We start from the raw sequence: 18,134 nt of genomic DNA on the forward strand, positions 1-18,134 counted from the left end.
CAATTGTGGTTCGTGGTGATACCTTCGATGAAGTGCTCGGAAAACAGACTATATCTCTATAACTGAATTTATGTGCCAGAAGGCTAAAAAACGGTCAGATGAGAGTCATTAAAGAGCGTAATTTCCCGATTCACGGAGCAACAGGAGTTAGCGCGCATGGCAGATGTAGTGGCGCTTGATGTAAAGGAACTGCATAAGTCTTTTGGTCAGAACGAAGTCCTAAAAGGAATTTCGCTGACGGCTCACCGTGGCGATGTTATTTCAATTATTGGTTCTTCCGGTTCAGGGAAGAGTACATTTCTTCGCTGCATCAATTTATTGGAAACCCCGACTCAGGGTGAAATCTGGGTGAATGGCGAACTGATAAAAATGAAAAATAATCGCCGGGGAGAGTTTTTACCGGTGGACGAAAAACAGGTTCAGCGAATTCGTTCGCGGCTTGCGATGGTTTTTCAGGGCTTCAATCTGTGGTCGCATATGACAGTGCTGGGTAATGTTATCGAGGCGCCTATTCATGTATTGGGGGTTCCCAAGGCCGAAGCTATCGAAAAGGCCGAGGAGTTGCTGAAGAAAGTGGGTCTGTACGAACGACGTAACTATTACCCGGGCCATTTATCTGGCGGTCAGCAGCAACGGGCTGCAATAGCAAGGGCGCTGGCAGTCGATCCGGAAGTCATGCTATTTGATGAGCCGACATCTGCTCTGGATCCGGAGCTGGTGGGCGAAGTGTTGGGTGTCATGCAGGATTTGGCACAAGAGGGCAGAACAATGCTGGTGGTCACCCATGAGATGGCGTTTGCCCGCGATGTGTCCAACCAGGTGATGTTCTTGCATCAGGGATTGGTAGAAGAACAGGGGCATCCCGACAAATTATTTACCAACCCTGAATCAGAAAGGTTACAGCAGTTTATTTCTTCGATTTACTAAACTGAGTATTCGGTTTTTTTATCACTGCGTCGGCTTGTTTGGGGACAGGCCGGTTCAGGTGCAAACACAACAGGAGTAGAAGATGAAAAAATGGATTTTGGCAGCTGCCATGGTATCAGCACTTGGTGCAACATCGGTGCAGGCAAAAGACTGGAAGGTTGTACGTTTTGGTATCGAAGGTGCCTACCCTCCATTTAGCTGGACAGAGCCAAGCGGTGAGCTGAAAGGCTTTGATGTTGATATGGCCAATGCTCTGTGTAAGGAGCTGCAGGCTAAATGTAAGATTGTTGCCCAGGACTGGGACGGCATCATTCCTTCGCTGCTAGCCCGTAAATACGACGCCATTATTGCGGCGATGTCGATTACCGAAGAGCGCAAAAAGAAAGTTGACTTCACTGGCAAATACGCCCTTATTCCAAACAAGTTTGTTGCCAGGAAGGGAACGGATATTGAGTTCACCAAAGAGGGGCTCAAAGGCGTGAAGGTGGGTGTTCAACGTGCAACAACTCACGATAAATATCTGACAGACAATTATGGAGGTTCTGTTTCTATTGTACGTTACGGCTCCTTTGATGATGCTTACCTGGATCTTAAGGCCGGCCGAATTGCCACTATTCTTGGCGATGCCTCAGCGCTTGAAGAAGGCCTGCTGAATAAGAGCGGTGGTGATGGCTATGAGTTCATTGGACCGTCACTGACCGACCCTAAGTGGTTTGGCGATGGCTTCGGTATCGCTGTGCGTAAGCAAGACAAAGATCTCACCAAGCAGCTGGATCAGGCGATTAAGTCTCTGCGTGAAAAAGGCATCTACCAGGAAATTGCAGCGAAATACTTCGCTTACGATGTCTACGGTCAGTAAAGCGTTGTAGGTATGAGTCTCTAGAGGCGAGTTTCGAGCCGGTATGCTCGTTACTCGTCGCTGGTTACTTTTCCCTTTGCAGTATAAAGGAGCAACCTTTTGTTAGATTTAAAAGGATATGAATGGTCGCTGGTCGAAGGGGCATGGATTACCCTGCAGGTAGCTTTGCTATCGTTAGTACTGGCGATGATCTTAGGTATGCTGGGGGCCTTGGCGAAGCTTTCTCCATATCGCTGGGCAAGGGCTATTGCCACCGTCTATACCACGGTGATCCGCGGGATCCCTGATCTGGTGCTGATGATGCTGATTTTCTTCGGCGGTCAGATGCTGCTAAATGACAGTCTGTACAGCATTAACGAATGGCTCAATAATTACTTCTCCTCGTCGGATCCGAACCATGAATGGACGGATTACCTGCCGGATTATGTTGAGATCAGCCCGTTTGTTGCCGGTATCCTGACAATTGGTTTTATCTTCGGCGCCTATATGGCCGAAACCTTCCGTGGGGCAATATTATCGGTCGACAAAGGTGAGCTTGAAGCCGGAAAAGCCTATGGCATGAGTGGTTTCCTTTCTTTCCGCCGTATTTTGTTGCCGCAGATGATCCGCCATGCCTTGCCGGGATTTGGTAACAACTGGCTGGTATTGCTCAAAACAACCGCTCTGGTATCAATTATTGGCCTCGACGACATGGTCCGTAAGGGGGCGCTGGCCGCCGGAACGACCCAGATGCCATTTACCTTCTATATGACGGTTGCTGTTATTTTTCTTATCTTTACCTCTTTTTCCACCACGGCTCTTAAGTGGGTAGAGCGTAAATTTAGTATTCATGCGAGGTAAGTGATGGACTTTAGTATTCTTATTGAGAGCTGGCCACTTTACCTCGAAGGCTTCTATACCACGGTATGGATGGTGTTTGTTGCCCTGATTGTCGGGCTCATCATTGCAATTCCGATTGGGATCGCCAGAAATAGCAAACTGCCTGTCGTGTACGGACCGGCATGGGCGTTTATTTACTTTTTCCGTGGTACACCGTTGCTGATCCAGCTGTATTTGATCTATTACGGATTGAGCCAGTTGATTGTGGTACAGGGTACCCTGTGGCAGGAAGCCTGGTTCTGTGCGCTGGTGGCTTTTGTTCTTAATACGGCTGCCTATACCGCTGAAATCATTCGAGGTGCGATCAATAGTATGCCAAAGGGGGAGATAGAAGCAGCGAAGGCATATGGCATGAGCACGCCACAGGCGTTCCGCCGAGTGATACTACCCAGCTCTTTGCGACGTGCGCTGCCAGCCTACAGTAACGAAGTGATCTTTATGGTTCATGGCTCGGCTGTCGCCGGTATTGTAACCATTGTTGATCTGACCGGGGCTGCTCGTATTGTCAACTCACGCTACTATGCGCCGTTTGAGTCTTTCTTGTTTGCAGGTCTGTGCTATATGGTGCTGACATTTATCATTATCTGGGGCTTCAGGAAGTTGGAAGGTCACTGGATGAAGCATCTGCGCCCGCTGACTTGATGGAGACCGCACTGGTATAGAATAGAGCCAGTTTTGCTGGCAAGAAAAGAAAGCCCAGATTCTCTGGGCTTTTTGCATTGCTCGGACTTGCAGTTACTTGAATGTCGACCAAATTGGCGCATGATCAGACGGCTTTTCGATCCCGCGCAGCTCATAGTCGATCCCTGCCTCGACACAGCGCTCTGCCAGTGACGGGGTCGCCAGTACCACATCAATACGCAGGCCACGGTTATCGACAAACCCTTTTGAGCGGTAGTCAAACCACGAGAACTTGTCGTCAACATCAGGATGAAGCTGGCGGAAGGTATCGACAAAACCCCAGTCCATTAGTGTTTTCAACCACTCGCGTTCAACTGGCTGGAAAGAACATTTTCCTGTTTTCAGCCAGCGCTTGGCGTTGGCTGGCCCGATACCGATATCCAGGTCGATAGGGCTGATATTGATATCACCCATAACAATGACTTCTTCTTCATTGTTGTGGTGATCGTTCAGGTAACCCATCAGGTCGGCATAGAATTTTTCTTTGGCCGGAAACTTAGTCTCGTGGCTGATGTTATCGCCTTGCGGGAAATAGCCATTGAGGACGGTGACTTTTTTGCCGTTGGCCTGCTCGAAGGTTGCCATGATCATACGGCGCTGGGCATCCTCGTCATCGGTCGGGAAGCCTTTTTTCACCACGACAGGCTCTTGTTTGCAAAGCATAGCAACACCGTAGTGCGCCTTTTGGCCGTGGTGGTAGACTTTGTAGCCCATCGCCTCGACATCCTCGAGCGGAAAGGCTTCGTCGTGAACTTTGATTTCCTGAAGGCCGATCACGTCAGGCTGATGTTTGTCGATCAGAGCCTGAAGTTGGTGAAGGCGAGCCCGGAGGCCGTTGATGTTGAATGAGATGACTTTCATTTTAATTATTCCCAAAGGTTATCAGGCTGTTAACTGGCATTCGTTGGATATTACCATACAACCGGGGAGGCGGTGAAAGAACTCTTGTTGGTTACGGGTTTAATATTGGGCAAATAGATGAAACTAAATGTTTTGAGACAAGCAAGTTCTTACTTTTAATATATTTACAGGTGTGATAATTTTCATTCATCTATTTATCAAGCCTAACAATAATGAAACCAATAGATGATATCGATATTCGGTTGCTAAAGCTGTTTTTGGCAATTGCCGATAGTGGTGGTTTTTCTGCAGCTCAATATCAATTAAATATGCACCAATCTAGCATAAGTAAAAAAATGAGTGATTTGGAAACGCGGTTGGGAATGACACTATGCCAACGTGGAAGAGGGGGGTTTAATTTAACGGCAGATGGCTTAAAGGTTTATGAAACCAGTAGGAAACTGTTTGAACATATCAATGATTTTCAATGTGAAATTAATGATATACGCAATATATCGAGTGGAAATATCCAGATAGGTTTAACCGATAACCTGGCCACAAATAACCATTGTCACATTCAGACTGCGATCAGTGAGTTTTGTAAAAGATATTCAAAAGTAAATATCAATACCCATATATTTGATACGGCAATGATCGAAACTAACTTGTTAGACAGTAAGTTTGACGCTGGTATTACATCACCAGAAGTGTTTAAAAGTGGCCTAAAATATATTTATATTTTTAATGAGCAACAGTATTTATATTGTACCCCTTCGCATCCTATCCTGAGTTTGGGGCGGACAGTGACAGCTGATGATATCCTGGCATACCCTGTTGTTGACCGTGGTTTGGCCCACCCGGTAACACCGCTGAATCATATTAAAGAGCAGGCGTATAAATCGAAAACGACGAACATGGAAGCAACAGCACATATGATTCTCTCTGGTCATTTCATTGGTTATCTTCCAGAGCATTATGCTCAAATATGGTTAGAACGTCAGAAAATGGTAAAAATACCGATAACTGCCGAATTGGAATATAAGCCGAATTTTTATTTGACGATAAATGAGCAGCAAGATTTGTCCTGTGCAGCGAAAGCCTTGGTTTCTGCTATCAAAGAGGCTCATGGTGTTAATACCGACAGTTAATTAACATTAGCAGTAACAAGTGTTATTGTTGGCTTAATATTTTGTGGTGATAATATTAAACTGGTTGTATTTTTAATAAGGTATATATAATAGTAATGTCTTGTTTTTGGCCTCTTTCCCTTACTTTATTAAAAAGCCAAGTGAATATAATAAAATAGCTATTTAATCTTGGAGCTAAATAGATATAACTACGCCCTCTTCGATGTGGTTATTTTGAGGCTCCACCTATGCAACACCCTTCTTTATCGTTCGACCTTCGTGTAATTGAAGATAATGCCCGGATATTGGGGCGTCTTTGCTGCGATAAAGGGGTTATTCCTGTTGGAATTTCCAAGTTAATAGCAGGTACGGAGTCGATCGCCCGAGCGATGATACTGGGCGGTATTCAAACGATTGGGGATACACAGCTACAAAACCTGATGAAGATCGCCGATCTTCCTTTGCGAAAAATGCTGCTACGAAGAGTGTTGTTGTCGGATGTTGAGGATGTTGTTGAGTATGCAGATATTTCTTTGCATACCAACGGTGTAGTACTTGAGGCTTTGTCGAGAGCGGCGGTCGCGGCCAACAAGAGTCATGAGGTTATTCTTGTTCATAATTTCGACAGTTTGCCTGATACTCCGGCTAATGGCTTCGGTACGGAAATACTGGTCGAGCAAGTGTTGAGGCTACCGGGCCTGACGTTTGGCGGAATCTGCAGCCAGTTGGCGTGCTATGAAGACTATGAAGGGGGCGCGGCGGGAGCGGGTTACGCAACCGACTATTCGGCTTATTCGATTTGCTCTGCTGACTGTGCAAGCAGTCATAGTGTCGAGAGCTTACCGGGGGCCGACATTGCAGGCGTTGTACTCAGGGTGCCTGAAAAAAATAGCCTGCCCAGCCTGACTCAGTTACGTATGGGGAGTGCTTTAATCATGGGGCTCGGTTTAAAGACGACCTTAATCCCTGATATGCCCCAGTCCGCAATCAGCCTTGAGGCAGAAATCGTTGAGATAAAAGAAAAGTCTTCTGTGTATATGTACTCCATTCATGCAGAGCAGCCCAATCACGAGCTGCCGTTCAACGATCGCGGACTCAGGTTAAGAGCCCTGTGTGCTATCGGGAAGCGAGATGTTGATGTTCGACAGCTAACGCCTGCTGATGATGGCATTATGATTATCGGGGCTACGGATAAGGTGTTGATTCTTGATATCACTGATGCCAATACCTGCTATCAAATAGGTGAGCCCCTGCAATTTCATCTTTCATATTATGGTGTATTGCAATGCATGGCCTCGGAAGCGGTTTCTAAACACTACTGGTGTTTGCTCCGTGGCTAGCCACGACCGTTTATTCAGAAACTTCGAACAATATCATCAAATCCTTGATGCCGATCTTCAGTAAAGAAGCGCTTATACTCAAAGCCAATTAATCGATATGAGGTGGTTGTGATGGGTAAGCTGGTAAACGGAGTGTGGCAGGATGTTTGGTATGACACCAAGTCGAGTGACGGTGAGTTTGTGCGCGAAGATGCAGGCTTTCGCCATTGGCTAACGGCTGATGGTAACAGTGGCCCTGAAGGGCAACAGGGCTTTAAGGCTGAATCCGGACGCTACCACCTTTATGTGTCACTGGCCTGCCCCTGGGCGCACCGAACCTTGATTTTCCGTCATCTTAAAGGATTGGAGCCACATATCGATGTGACGGTGGTGAGTCCTGATATGGGTGAGCAAGGTTGGGTGTTTAGTGAGCCCGAGCCGTTGTATGGTTTTCAATATATGCACCAGCTCTATACCAAAGCCAAGTCGGATTACACTGGCCGGGTAACGGTTCCCGTATTATGGGACAAACAAACCCAGATCATTGTCAGCAATGAGTCGTCAGAAATCATCCGGATGTTTAACTCGGCGTTCAATGGCATTACTGGCAATCATGATGATTATTATCCGCAGGCATTGCAGGCGGATATCAATGAGTGGAATGAATATATCTATCCAGCCATCAACAACGGTGTGTATCGCTGCGGCTTTGCGACCACGCAGGAAGCCTATGAGGCAGCATTTGCAGAACTGTTTGCAGCATTAGATAAGGTTGAAAATCACCTGGCAGGGAGTCGCTACCTTGCCGGTGATACATTGACAGAAGCGGACTGGCGCCTGTTTACAACCTTGGTCAGGTTTGATGCCGTCTATGTTGGCCACTTTAAATGTAACCTCAAGCGGATTGCTGATTACCCGAATATTCAAGGTTATCTCAAAGAGCTATATCAATATTCAGAAGTGGCAGAAACGGTCGATTTTCACCACATCAAGCGTCATTACTATTTCAGTCATACCATGATCAATCCGACTGGCGTTGTTCCGCTAGGACCGGAGTTGGACTTGTTGTCTTCTCACGGTCGTGATCGACTGTAATTTAGTTGTACTCTCGTGCCGGACTAACTGGCAAGTGGCGTCTGGCTACTGGCGGGTAGGTAGTGGCTGACTCTCTTCCTGTAAGTTAGTGCAAGCCGCATCTGGCGAGGGGGTTGTTGCGGTTCACTCATCAGACTCAGCACACTATCGCGCCATTGTGTCAGATCATCCGGTAATGGCATGGCGGAAACGGCTTGCAGGCTTTGCCGAACCTTGTCCTCGTTAAATTGCTTCAGAAGATACAGACACTGCAACCGTCCTATGTGTGCTTCACTGCAGTAGGGGTAATCAATGAGAATGTGTTCGTAGAGAATTAGGGCCTGGTCTGCCTGATGAATATCAAACAGCTGATAGCAATGGGCGAGGGTACTTTCGAGATTTCTCACTGACTGTATCAGTGCTTCATTACTTCTCAGGGCATCAAGGCGGTTTTGGCTATGGCCATCAAACTGATCGCGTAGTTTCAAGGCTCGGTTTATCTCGCCAATCAGCTTTGTTTCGCCAAGGTGAACCAAGGCAGGCAGCACATCGGCCAGAATCACCGAGGGCAGCTTGGTAATAGAGTCGAAGTAGGTCGACAAACCGAGTAGGAGCCGCCGCTTGGCCTTGAGGGGCTGATCTTGAGCCAGGTAGAGCCTGGCAAGCGTAATATGACCAAAGCAATCCAGGAAGGGTTGCTGAATCGGCAGCAGCCTTGAATGGGCACGATGGTGGATCGCTTTCAGTTCCTGTCGAAGAAGCCTGCGGCTTTTACTTGATGATTGAGCAAAGTACAGTTGTTCAAAAATCGCGGTAAATTCGGCAAAGCGAATGATCCAGCCGATATCAATAATAGGTAGCCGTGAGGCAAGTGTCTTTCCTGCAGTAACAAGGTTCTCTGTGTTATTCAGATCTGCGGCCAGTTGGGCAACTCTCAGTGCCCGGTGGCTGATGCTCGGAGTGAAGCTTAAGGCGGTTTCGGCTGTTGTGAGCGCTTCGTAATAGTGTTGGCTCTCTTCCTGATAATGAGACAGGCAGTCGTAGGCATCCATAATAAGCGGCGAACGTTTGATAAGCTGCTCAAGTACCGCAATAGCATCGGCCAGCATGCCCTTATGGTGAAGAAGGCGAGCTTCAATCAGACTTATCTGATGGGTGGGATTTTTTCGTTTTAAAATAGTGGTAATCTGCTCGGCCTGTTCCCATTGCCCGGATTCAATCAGCAAATCCAGTAATAAAGCTTCAATTCGGTGGTTATGTCCCTGTTCTCTCAACTGTTTTTTGCACAGCTCAATGGCTGTATTGAGCCCTTGTTCCTCCAGCGCTTCGTAAATCGGTTTGCGCTCGATGCAGGCTGTACGCACTTCAGCTAGTTTTTTCTTGAGTCCTGACAGGGTAACGGGCTTGGTCATAAAGCTGTCGGGCTCAACCGCCATCGAGGTCAGGATCACCTCGGTAGAGGCATCGCCGGAGATCATTATGATGCCGCAATCAGCCGAGATATATTTACGTTTTCTCAGCAGACAAAGCAGTTCAAAGCCGTTGAGGGTGGCGTCAAGGTGGTAGTCGGTCAGCAGCAGATCGTAATGATGCTTTTTACAGCTTTCGACAGCTTGTTGATGGGTGAGCGATACGTCGATATTGCGGAGGCCAAGGTTGTTCAGCAGGCTTTTTAACATGGCCGCAGCTGTTCGCTGATCATCAATAATCAGTACTCTTAACTTACTGAAGTCAATATCCATTGACTGAGAATTGCTGCTCAGGATCTGGGCCATTACGCACCCCCGCGTTAGCACTAAATATGCACTTGGTTTTACCTTAGCGTGATTTGTGGAATCGGTATAGTCTCAAAAAAGAGATTCTTCTTAAATGGTAGTCTTTTTTTGAGTTAGTAAGAACAAAAAAACAGCACAAAAAAAGCCAGTTGCTTGCGCAACTGGCTTATAAATGATGGTGGAGGGAGATGGATTCGAACCATCGAAGGCGGAGCCGTCAGATTTACAGTCTGATCCCTTTGGCCACTCGGGAACCCCTCCACGGGGTGTTGCTAAATTGTCGGCTTTCAAAGCCAKAAAACTGTCGGCCACTCTAWTGAGSTAAACAATTTTCARAATRATGGTGGAGGGAGATGGATTCGAACCATCGAAGGCGGAGCCGTCAGATTTACAGTCTGATCCCTTTGGCCACTCGGGAACCCCTCCACGGGGTGTTGCTAGTTGTTGGCTTTCAAAGCCAGAAAACTGCCGGCCACTCTAACGAGGTAGACAATTTTCAAAATAATGGTGGAGGGAGATGGATTCGAACCATCGAAGGCGGAGCCGTCAGATTTACAGTCTGATCCCTTTGGCCACTCGGGAACCCCTCCACGGGGTGTTGCTTTGGCAACAAGCCATCAAAGCTTGTTTAGGCCGGAAAGATGTACCTTACAACAAATAAGGAACAGCTTTCAAGAATAATGGTGGAGGGAGATGGATTCGAACCATCGAAGGCAGAGCCGTCAGATTTACAGTCTGATCCCTTTGGCCACTCGGGAACCCCTCCACAAGTGCGGAGCGGATAATATCAAACATTACGTTGCTGTAAACCCTTTTCCTGCGAAATTCTGTCTGCCTGCTGTAATTTTCATCATATTGTTGCTTGTCAGGACATTACCGCCGATTTGTTCGTATCAGGTTCCGGACTAATGAACGTATTATTGCGTAACTTTACATTTCTTTACCCCGTTTGCGCTCTGGTTTCGATATTATTCAACCAGTTTTCTTTAGGCGTTTTTTATCATGAAAAAAATCCTCGTAGCAGCATTGGTTACCGCTGCTCTGTCCGGTGGTGGTTTTTTGTATTTTCAGGGCGAGTCTCATGCGGCAGAGAAAAAAGCCGCCCCGGGGGCGGGCAGGTTTATCCCGGTGACAACCGGGGAGGTATCTTCTCATCCGGTTGCCCAGTCGCTGTCATTGATCGGTAAATTGGAAGCTCAGCGCTCGGTAAATGTTGCTACTCAGGTTGCGGCTAAGGTCGATAGTATTGTGGTTGGTGTCAATAATAAGGTGACCAAGGGCGATTTGCTGGTTCAGCTTGATGATGCCAAGGCGCGGGCGGCTTACGAAGAGGCATTGGCATATTTGAATGATGAAAAGCGTAAATTAAATGAGTTCAAAAGTCTGGTGAAGCGTGGCGCCATTACCCAAACTGAAATCGATGCCCAGCAGGCTAGTGTTAATATTGCCGATGCCAGACTGAAAGCGGCGAAAGCCGAACTTGATGATCATGCCATTCACGCCCCTTTCGCCGGTACCGTCGGACTGATTGATATCAGCCCGGGCCACATGTTGACGGTTGGCAGCGAGCTATTTTCTCTTGATGATCTATCTTCGATGCGTCTCGATATCCAGGTACCCGAGCAGTACCTCTCCTTTATGAGTGAGGGAATGTCAGTCACGGCCACCAGTCAGGCATGGCCCGGACGTGAGTTTATGGGAGAGATCCAAGCTATCGATTCCCGGGTGCAGGCAGACTCGCTCAATATCAAGGTGCGGGTAAATATTGACAATGCTGACAACAAGTTAAAGCCGGGCATGCTGATGGCGGCAAACATTGGTTTCACACCACATGATGCGGCCATTATTCCGGTACAGGCACTGGAGTATTCCGGTACCAAGCGCTTTGTCTACCTGGTGGACGAGCAAAATATCGCCCGCCGCACCGAGGTAACCCTCGGGGCCCGTGTCGAGAACGAGGTTGTGATTGAGTCCGGCATTAATATTGGCGATCGTATTGTTGTCCAGGGGTTGGTTAACATGCGTGACGGCTCCAAGGTCAATGATTTAACCGCAAAGAAGCCGCTTAAATCAGGAGACAGTGCCTAATGTGGTTATCAGATGTCTCGGTTAAGCGTCCGGTTGTCGCTATTGTTTTAAGTTTGTTGCTGTGTGTCTTCGGTATTGTTTCTTTTACCAAGCTATCGGTTCGGGAAATGCCGGATGTTGAAAACCCCGTGGTCAGTATCTCGACGCGCTATGAAGGGGCCTCGGCAACCATTATGGAAAGCCGGATCACCACGGTACTGGAAGATCAGCTGTCGGGGATCAGCGGGATTGACAGTATTACGTCAACGACCCGTAACGGTATCTCGCGGATCAAGATTGAGTTCGAGATGGGCTGGAACCTGACCGAAGGCGTCAGTGATGTTCGTGATGCGGTTTCACGGGCACAGCGAAGTTTGCCGGATGAAGCCGACGATCCTGTGGTATCGAAAGACAATGGTTCCGATGAACCGGCGCTGTATATCAACCTGACCTCTAGCATCATGGATCGGACCCAGCTAACAGACTATGCCGAGCGGGTGCTGATGGACCGCTTTAGCCTCATCAACGGTGTCAGCTCGGTGCAGCTAAGCGGTGCCCTGTATCGGGTTATGTATGTAAAGCTGATGCCGGAGCAGATGGCCGGTCGCGGGGTGACAACCAAAGATATCGTCAGTGCCCTTAATAGCGAGAATGTCGAACTGCCGGGCGGGGAGGTACGTAATGATACGACAACCATGTCGGTACGGACCGCGCGCCTGTACCGGACGCCTGATGACTTTGCCTACCTGGTTGTTCGTACGTCCGATGATGGAACGCCGATTTATCTTAAAGATGTCGCCAAGGTGTCGATTGGTGCCCAGAACGAGAACGCGACGTTCAAAAATAACGGTGTCTCTAACCTCAGTTTAGGCATGGTTACCATGACAGATGCCAACCCGCTGAATGTGGCTGCTGATGTTCATGCCGAAGTTGAGCGGATGCAACGCTTTATCCCCGAAGGGACCTCGCTGTATGTCGATTACGATTCCACGGTGTTTATCGACCGTTCGATCAGCGAAGTTTATAGCACCCTGTTTGTCACCGGTATGTTGGTGGTATTGGTACTCTATATCTTCATCGGGCAGGCAAGGGCGACCTTGATCCCTGCGATCACCGTACCGGTCTCACTGATATCTGCCTTTATGGTGGCCTACTTCTTGGGTTTCTCAATCAACCTGCTGACGCTGATGGCGCTGATCTTGGCTATCGGACTCGTCGTCGATGACGCCATTGTGGTGGTGGAGAACATCTATCACCATATTGAAAAGGGCGAGCCGCCGCTGCTGGCAGCGTACAAAGGAACACGTGAAGTTGGCTTCGCCGTGGTGGCCACAACCGTTGTGTTGGTAATGGTCTTCCTGCCTATTTCCTTTATGGACGGTATGGTCGGCCCGCTGTTTACCGAGTTCTCGGTATTGTTGGCGGTTGCGGTTATCTTCTCGTCTCTGGTTGCCCTGACGCTGAGTCCGGTGCTGGGCAGCAAGCTGCTGAAGGCCAACGTGAAGCCAGGCAAGTTTAACCGTTGGGTCGACGGGATGTTCGGCAGGCTGGAGGCGAGATACCGCCAGGTGGTGACATATTCGGTGCGCTACCGATATATTGCTCCTCTGATTGTATTGGGTTTCATTGGTTTGAGCGCTGTGCTGATGAAGTCGGTGCCTTCTCAGCTGGCACCGCAGGAAGATCGCGGGGTGATTTTTGCCTTTGTCAAAGGGGCAGAAGGGACCAGCTATAACCGTATGGTTGGCAATGTCGAAGAAGTTGAGCGCCGACTGCTGCCGATGGTGGGTGAGGGCGTGATTAAGTCTCTGTCGATCCAGACGCCGGCTTTTGGCGGTAGTGCCGGGGATCAGACCGGCTTTGTGATCATGGCGCTGGAGAACTGGGAAGATCGCAGCGTTTCGGCGACCGAAGCCCTTGGTATGGTGCGCAAGGCATTGCAGGGGATCCCGGATGTGCGTGTGTGGCCTTTCATGCCGGGCTTTCGTGGTGGATCTTCCGAGCCGATCCAGTTTGTCCTTAACGGTGCAGACTATGATGAGCTGTTTCAGTGGGCAAGCCAGCTGATGGATATTGCCGAAGCCAGTCCGATGATGGAGGGGGCCGATCTGGACTATGCCGAAACGACGCCTGAGCTGGTCGTTACCGTGAACCGCCAGCGTGCGGCAGAGCTGGGTATCCCGGTATCTGAGGTTGCCGAGACGCTTGAGATCATGCTGGGCGGTCGTACCGAAACCACCTTTGTTGATCGCGGTGAAGAATACGATGTCTACCTGCGCGGTGATGAAAATAGCTTTAACAATGCAACAGATCTGAGCCAGATTTATGTCCGCGCCCGCTCCGGCCAGTTGATCACTCTGGAGTCTGTTGCTGAGGTTGAAGAAGTGGCATCGGCACAGAAATTGAGCCATAACCAGAAGCAGAAGTCGATCACCCTGAAAGCGAGTCTGGTGCCCGGTTATACCCTGGGCGAGGCGCTGGAATTTCTTGATGCCAAGGCACTGGAAATGCTGCCGAGCGATATCGTGATTGACTATGCCGGAGAATCAAAGGATTTCCGTGAAAACCAGAGCAGCATCCTGCTGGTGTTTGGTCTGGCGTTGCTGGTGGCCTATTTGGTATTGGCTGCCCAGTTCGAAAGCTTTATCAATCCGATGGTGGTGATGCTGACCGTACCGATGGGGATCTTCGGTGGTCTGGCGGGGCTGTTGATCTTAAACCAGAGCCTGAATATTTTCAGCCAGATCGGGATGATTATGCTGATTGGGATGGTGACCAAGAACGGTATCCTGATTGTCGAGTTTGCCAACCAGCTACGTGACAAGGGGGTGGCCTTCGAGCAGGCGATTATTGATGCCTCGGAGCGCCGATTGCGTCCGATCCTGATGACAGCATTTACCACCTTGTTTGGTTCTGTCCCTTTGATCTTATCGACAGGGGCGGGGGCTGAAAGCCGGATTGCCGTGGGTACGGTCGTCTTCTTCGGTATGGCGTTTGCCACCTTTGTGACCCTGTTGGTGATCCCTGCGATGTATCGCTTGATGTCGGAGAAAACTGCATCACCGGGTCATGTTGCCGAACAGCTTGAAAAAGCCCTCCAGCAAGATTATGTCGGTCGCTCGAATCATGGCGAGCTGCCGACAGCAAAAGAGAGCTAATAGCTTTTGGCGCTGTTCTTTGACTGAAACGAAACCGCCCATCCGGGCGGTTTTTTTCGCTATTAAACATAATTTCTTTTCCAGCACCCTGCGGGGTTGGTAGAATTAGGGAGTATAGCCAACTAACTGACCTTGATCGCGTTGTGAAACGCATAGCAAAGAAGAACACCATGTCTCAGAATCAGCCTCAGAATTCAACTGACAATGCCGACCAGAACCAGGCAAAAGCAGTACGTTTAAACAAATTTATCAGTGATACGGGCTTTTGCTCACGCCGTGAGGCGGACAAGCTTATTGATCAAGGCCGAGTGACCATCAATGGCCAAGAGCCGGAAATGGGCATGAAAGTACAACCGGGCGACGAAGTACTGGTCGATGACCGGCCTTTGCGTGCCAAAGAAAAGCCAATTTATATTGCGCTTAACAAGCCGACAGGCATAACCTGTACTACCGAGCGTCATATAAAAGATAATATTGTCGATTTTATTGGCCACCGTAAGCGTATCTTCCCGATTGGTCGCCTCGATAAGCCATCAGACGGTCTGATTTTCCTGACCAACGACGGCGACATCGTCAATAAAATCTTGCGTGCGGGTAACTCGCACGAGAAAGAGTATGTGGTGCGGGTAGACAAGCCGATCACCCAGGAATTTATCGACAAGATGGCCTCGGGTGTCGCAATCCTCGACACTGTCACCTTGCCATGTAAAGTCACCAAGGAAACGACCTATTCGTTCCGAATTGTGCTGACCCAGGGGCTGAACCGCCAGATCCGCCGTATGTGTGAAGCACTGGGTTATGACGTGTTCAAGTTGCGCCGTGTTCGTATTATGAATATCAGCATTGACGGGCTGCCGAATGGGAAATGGCGTTACCTGACAGATGCAGAAATTGCTGAAATCCATAGCCTGATTTCTGATTCCTGCGGTACTGAGGAAGCCTCGCAGGTCGACGGTAAAGGCAAGTCCATCAAAAAAGCGACGGATGCCAAGCTGTTTGACAGTCGTCAGCAAGATGCAGCAGAGCGTAATGGCGGCAAGATCCAGTACAAAACTTACAAGGGCAAAGGCGAGTTTAACCGCAAGCGCCGTTCAGGCGAGCAAGAGGATTCACGCTCAGACGACCGCCGGGGCTCTCGTCCGGGGCGTGGCAACAAGCCTAGCCACAATAAGTCAGGCCAAGGTAAATCAGGCGGCGGCAGACCAAGCCGTGACAACGACTTCTCTCGTGACCGAAATTCTGGCTCGAGCGGCATCAAGAAGTGGAAGTCGAAAAAAGACGTCTAGTCCTGCCTTTCTGTTTGTATAGCGAGAGAGGCTTCTCTCGCTATATTCCCACCTCATTTCCCCTCAATATTTTAATTGCCGGTAAGTAAGCGTATTTCCCCTCTTGCATTCCCTGCGACTAATTTGCACTATGTACTCATTAACAAAGACACAACTATGAACATACCAGCAAGATAAATGTTGCTCGGGTATATCTGAAGCATCGAAAAGAACAGAGGAAGTAATGGCAGGCAATACGATAGGACAACTTTTTCGCGTCACTACCTTTGGTGAAAGCCATGGCCTGGCACTGGGCTGCATTATTGATGGCTGTCCCCCGGGACTGGCACTGACTGAAGCGGATATGCAGCATGATCTGGACCGACGCCGTCCGGGCACTTCCAAGTACACAACCCAGCGTCGCGAACCCGATGAAGTAAAGATTCTGTCTGGCGTCTTTGAAGGTCAGACTACCGGTACCTCGATTGGTTTGCTGATCGAGAACACCGATCAGCGTTCGAAAGATTACTCCAACATCAAGGATAAGTTCCGCCCGGGACACGCCGACTACACATACCACCAGAAGTACGGTGTCCGTGACTACCGTGGCGGTGGTCGCTCATCAGCCCGCGAAACGGCGATGCGTGTAGCCGCTGGCGCTGTGGCCAAGAAGTACCTGAAACAAGTGCATGGTATTGAAGTGCGTGCTTATCTTTCTCAGATGGGTGATGTCACCATTGATAAGGTTGACTGGGATCAGATTGAGCAGAATGCGTTTTTCTGTCCGGATGCCGACAAGGTCGAGGCCTTTGACGAGCTGATCCGCAAACTGAAGAAAGAAGGCGACTCCATCGGCGCCAAGCTGACAGTGGTTGCCTGCAATGTCCCTGTGGGCCTGGGTGAGCCTGTTTTTGATCGCCTTGATGCCGACATTGCCCACTCGCTTATGAGTATCAATGCGGTGAAAGGGGTTGAGATTGGTGATGGTTTTGACGTGGTTGAGCAGCGCGGCAGCGAGCATCGTGATGCGATGACGCCGGAGGGTTTCAAGACCAACCATGCTGGCGGTATTTTGGGTGGTATCTCATCGGGTCAGGATGTGGTCGCGCATATTGCCCTGAAGCCGACATCGAGTATTACTGTGCCGGGTGAAACGATCAATCGCCAGGGCGAAAGTACGGAAGTGATCACCAAAGGCCGCCATGATCCGTGTGTGGGTATCCGCGCGGTACCGATTGCCGAGGCAATGCTGGCGATCACCTTAATGGATCACCTGTTGCGCCATCGCGGTCAGAATGCCGATGTGGTGACAGAAACACCGAAAATCTGATCATTATCGATTTGGAATCAAAAAAGCGAGAGGTGTTGAGCCTCTCGCTTTTTGTTTGCCTGCATATCCGACGGAATGCCTGAACTGGGTTGTCAGGGTTGTGAATCGAGCTCTTTGGGTTCAACCTTGCCGACTTCTTCGAACTTGAATATCGGCAGGCGCCAGCCAAACTGCACGGCAGCAACGCGTACCGTAAAGCCGACAACCAGAGTCGCAATCGTCGTTATTGTTTCCGGTACGGCAAAATACATCATTGCGTAATACATTCCACCTGCCATGAATGCGACAGATGCATACAGCTCTTTATGCAGCACCATGGGGGTACGACGACAGATTAAGTCCCGTAGCAACCCACCGAAAACGCCAGTCACCACGGCGGCCACGATACAGATAAGCGGAGACAGCTCCATATCCATGGCTACCCGGCAGCCGATGATACTAAATACAATCAGCCCCAGAGAATCGAGCAGAACAAATACCTTGTGAAAGCGAACAACCTGAGGGGCCACCATAGTTGTAAACAACCCAGCCAGGCAAGTAATCGCAAGGTATTGGGGATTTGCCACCCAGCCGAGCGGGTAGTGGCCCAGTAAGATATCGCGTACTGTACCGCCGCCGATTGCAGTCGCGCTGGCAACCAGCATGACCCCGAACCAGTCCATATGACGCTTGCCAGCAGCCAGTGCGCCGGTCATTGCCTCGGCAGTTATTCCGATGATGTATAGTGTTGTTAAAAGCATGAGAAAAATTGATGAAATACTAAGAATGCTAAGAAAGATGCGATTCTATGAGGCAATTTTTGTGACGTCGAATGAAATTTCTTTCTTTATGGA

14 protein-coding genes and 4 tRNA genes are annotated in these 18,134 nt (G+C 49.2%); 11 read left to right on the top strand and 7 right to left on the bottom strand.

What is annotated here, in order from left to right; genetic code table 11:
- The first annotated feature begins 156 nt into the window (after positions 1-156).
- The 4 genes from EIZ48_RS15630 (at position 157) to EIZ48_RS15645 (ending at position 3,307) form a co-directional block, all read left to right on the top strand.
- Positions 157-927 carry an ABC transporter ATP-binding protein gene (locus EIZ48_RS15630; protein ID WP_075763174.1) on the top strand — a complete coding sequence of 257 codons (771 nt, stop codon included), beginning with the start codon at positions 157-159 and terminating at the stop codon, positions 925-927.
- Between the two features lie 82 nt (positions 928-1,009).
- Positions 1,010-1,786: an ABC transporter substrate-binding protein gene (locus tag EIZ48_RS15635; RefSeq protein WP_160653227.1), complete on the top strand. Its 777-nt coding sequence runs from the start codon at positions 1,010-1,012 to the stop codon at positions 1,784-1,786.
- Positions 1,787-1,885: 99 nt separating this feature from the next.
- Positions 1,886-2,626, top strand: a complete 741-nt coding sequence (locus EIZ48_RS15640) for an ABC transporter permease (protein ID WP_075763172.1) — start codon at positions 1,886-1,888, stop codon at positions 2,624-2,626.
- Positions 2,627-2,629: 3 nt separating this feature from the next.
- Positions 2,630-3,307: an ABC transporter permease gene (locus EIZ48_RS15645; RefSeq protein ID WP_160653229.1), complete on the top strand. Its 678-nt coding sequence runs from the start codon at positions 2,630-2,632 to the stop codon at positions 3,305-3,307.
- 93 nt (positions 3,308-3,400) lie between these two features.
- Here EIZ48_RS15645 and xthA read toward each other — a convergent pair whose 3' ends face one another.
- Entirely contained in the window at positions 3,401-4,207 is an 807-nt protein-coding gene (gene xthA, locus EIZ48_RS15650) for an exodeoxyribonuclease III (RefSeq protein ID WP_160653232.1), read from the bottom strand.
- A gap of 212 nt (positions 4,208-4,419) precedes the next feature.
- On the opposite strand from xthA, the gene EIZ48_RS15655 reads away from it, so the two are divergent.
- The 3 genes from EIZ48_RS15655 (at position 4,420) to EIZ48_RS15665 (ending at position 7,727) form a co-directional block, all read left to right on the top strand.
- Positions 4,420-5,334, top strand: coding sequence for a LysR family transcriptional regulator (locus tag EIZ48_RS15655; protein WP_160653234.1), 915 nt, complete (start codon positions 4,420-4,422; stop codon positions 5,332-5,334).
- A gap of 227 nt (positions 5,335-5,561) precedes the next feature.
- Positions 5,562-6,653, top strand: a complete 1,092-nt coding sequence (locus EIZ48_RS15660) for a type III PLP-dependent enzyme domain-containing protein (protein WP_160653237.1) — start codon at positions 5,562-5,564, stop codon at positions 6,651-6,653.
- Positions 6,654-6,764: 111 nt separating this feature from the next.
- Positions 6,765-7,727: a glutathione S-transferase family protein gene (locus EIZ48_RS15665; RefSeq protein WP_160653242.1), complete on the top strand. Its 963-nt coding sequence runs from the start codon at positions 6,765-6,767 to the stop codon at positions 7,725-7,727.
- A gap of 23 nt (positions 7,728-7,750) precedes the next feature.
- On the opposite strand, the gene EIZ48_RS15670 is transcribed toward EIZ48_RS15665, so the two are convergent.
- The 5 genes from EIZ48_RS15670 to EIZ48_RS15690 form a co-directional block, all read right to left on the bottom strand.
- On the bottom strand, positions 7,751-9,481 hold the full coding sequence (locus EIZ48_RS15670) for a response regulator (RefSeq protein WP_160653245.1): 1,731 nt from the start codon (positions 9,479-9,481) through the stop codon (positions 7,751-7,753).
- 176 nt (positions 9,482-9,657) lie between these two features.
- A tRNA-Tyr gene (locus tag EIZ48_RS15675) sits at positions 9,658-9,742 on the bottom strand.
- 80 nt (positions 9,743-9,822) lie between these two features.
- Positions 9,823-9,907, bottom strand: a tRNA-Tyr gene (locus EIZ48_RS15680).
- Positions 9,908-9,986: 79 nt separating this feature from the next.
- Positions 9,987-10,071 (bottom strand) — tRNA-Tyr (locus EIZ48_RS15685).
- 91 nt (positions 10,072-10,162) lie between these two features.
- A tRNA-Tyr gene (locus EIZ48_RS15690) sits at positions 10,163-10,247 on the bottom strand.
- Between the two features lie 236 nt (positions 10,248-10,483).
- Between EIZ48_RS15690 and EIZ48_RS15695 the strand changes: the two genes are divergently transcribed.
- The 4 genes from EIZ48_RS15695 to aroC all read left to right on the top strand — a co-directional run bounded on the left by EIZ48_RS15695 (position 10,484) and on the right by aroC (position 17,301).
- On the top strand, positions 10,484-11,569 hold the full coding sequence (locus tag EIZ48_RS15695) for an efflux RND transporter periplasmic adaptor subunit (RefSeq protein WP_160653247.1): 1,086 nt from the start codon (positions 10,484-10,486) through the stop codon (positions 11,567-11,569).
- Positions 11,569-14,706 carry a multidrug efflux RND transporter permease subunit gene (locus EIZ48_RS15700; RefSeq protein ID WP_160653250.1) on the top strand — a complete coding sequence of 1,046 codons (3,138 nt, stop codon included), beginning with the start codon at positions 11,569-11,571 and terminating at the stop codon, positions 14,704-14,706. Before EIZ48_RS15695 ends, EIZ48_RS15700 begins: the two co-directional genes overlap by 1 nt.
- A 170-nt stretch (positions 14,707-14,876) precedes the next feature.
- Complete coding sequence (rluF, locus tag EIZ48_RS15705) at positions 14,877-15,992, top strand: 23S rRNA pseudouridine(2604) synthase RluF (RefSeq protein WP_160653253.1); 1,116 nt, start codon at positions 14,877-14,879, stop codon at positions 15,990-15,992.
- A 223-nt stretch (positions 15,993-16,215) separates the two neighbouring features.
- Positions 16,216-17,301: a chorismate synthase gene (gene aroC, locus EIZ48_RS15710; RefSeq protein WP_160653256.1), complete on the top strand. Its 1,086-nt coding sequence runs from the start codon at positions 16,216-16,218 to the stop codon at positions 17,299-17,301.
- Positions 17,302-17,393: 92 nt separating this feature from the next.
- Here aroC and EIZ48_RS15715 read toward each other — a convergent pair whose 3' ends face one another.
- Positions 17,394-18,041 (bottom strand): trimeric intracellular cation channel family protein, encoded by a 648-nt coding sequence (locus EIZ48_RS15715; RefSeq protein WP_160653259.1) that lies wholly within the window; start codon positions 18,039-18,041, stop codon positions 17,394-17,396.
- Between the last annotated feature and the right edge of the window lie 93 nt (positions 18,042-18,134).

The organism is Photobacterium alginatilyticum (assembly GCF_009910675.1).
GTDB classification, from domain to species: domain Bacteria; phylum Pseudomonadota; class Gammaproteobacteria; order Enterobacterales; family Vibrionaceae; genus Photobacterium; species Photobacterium alginatilyticum.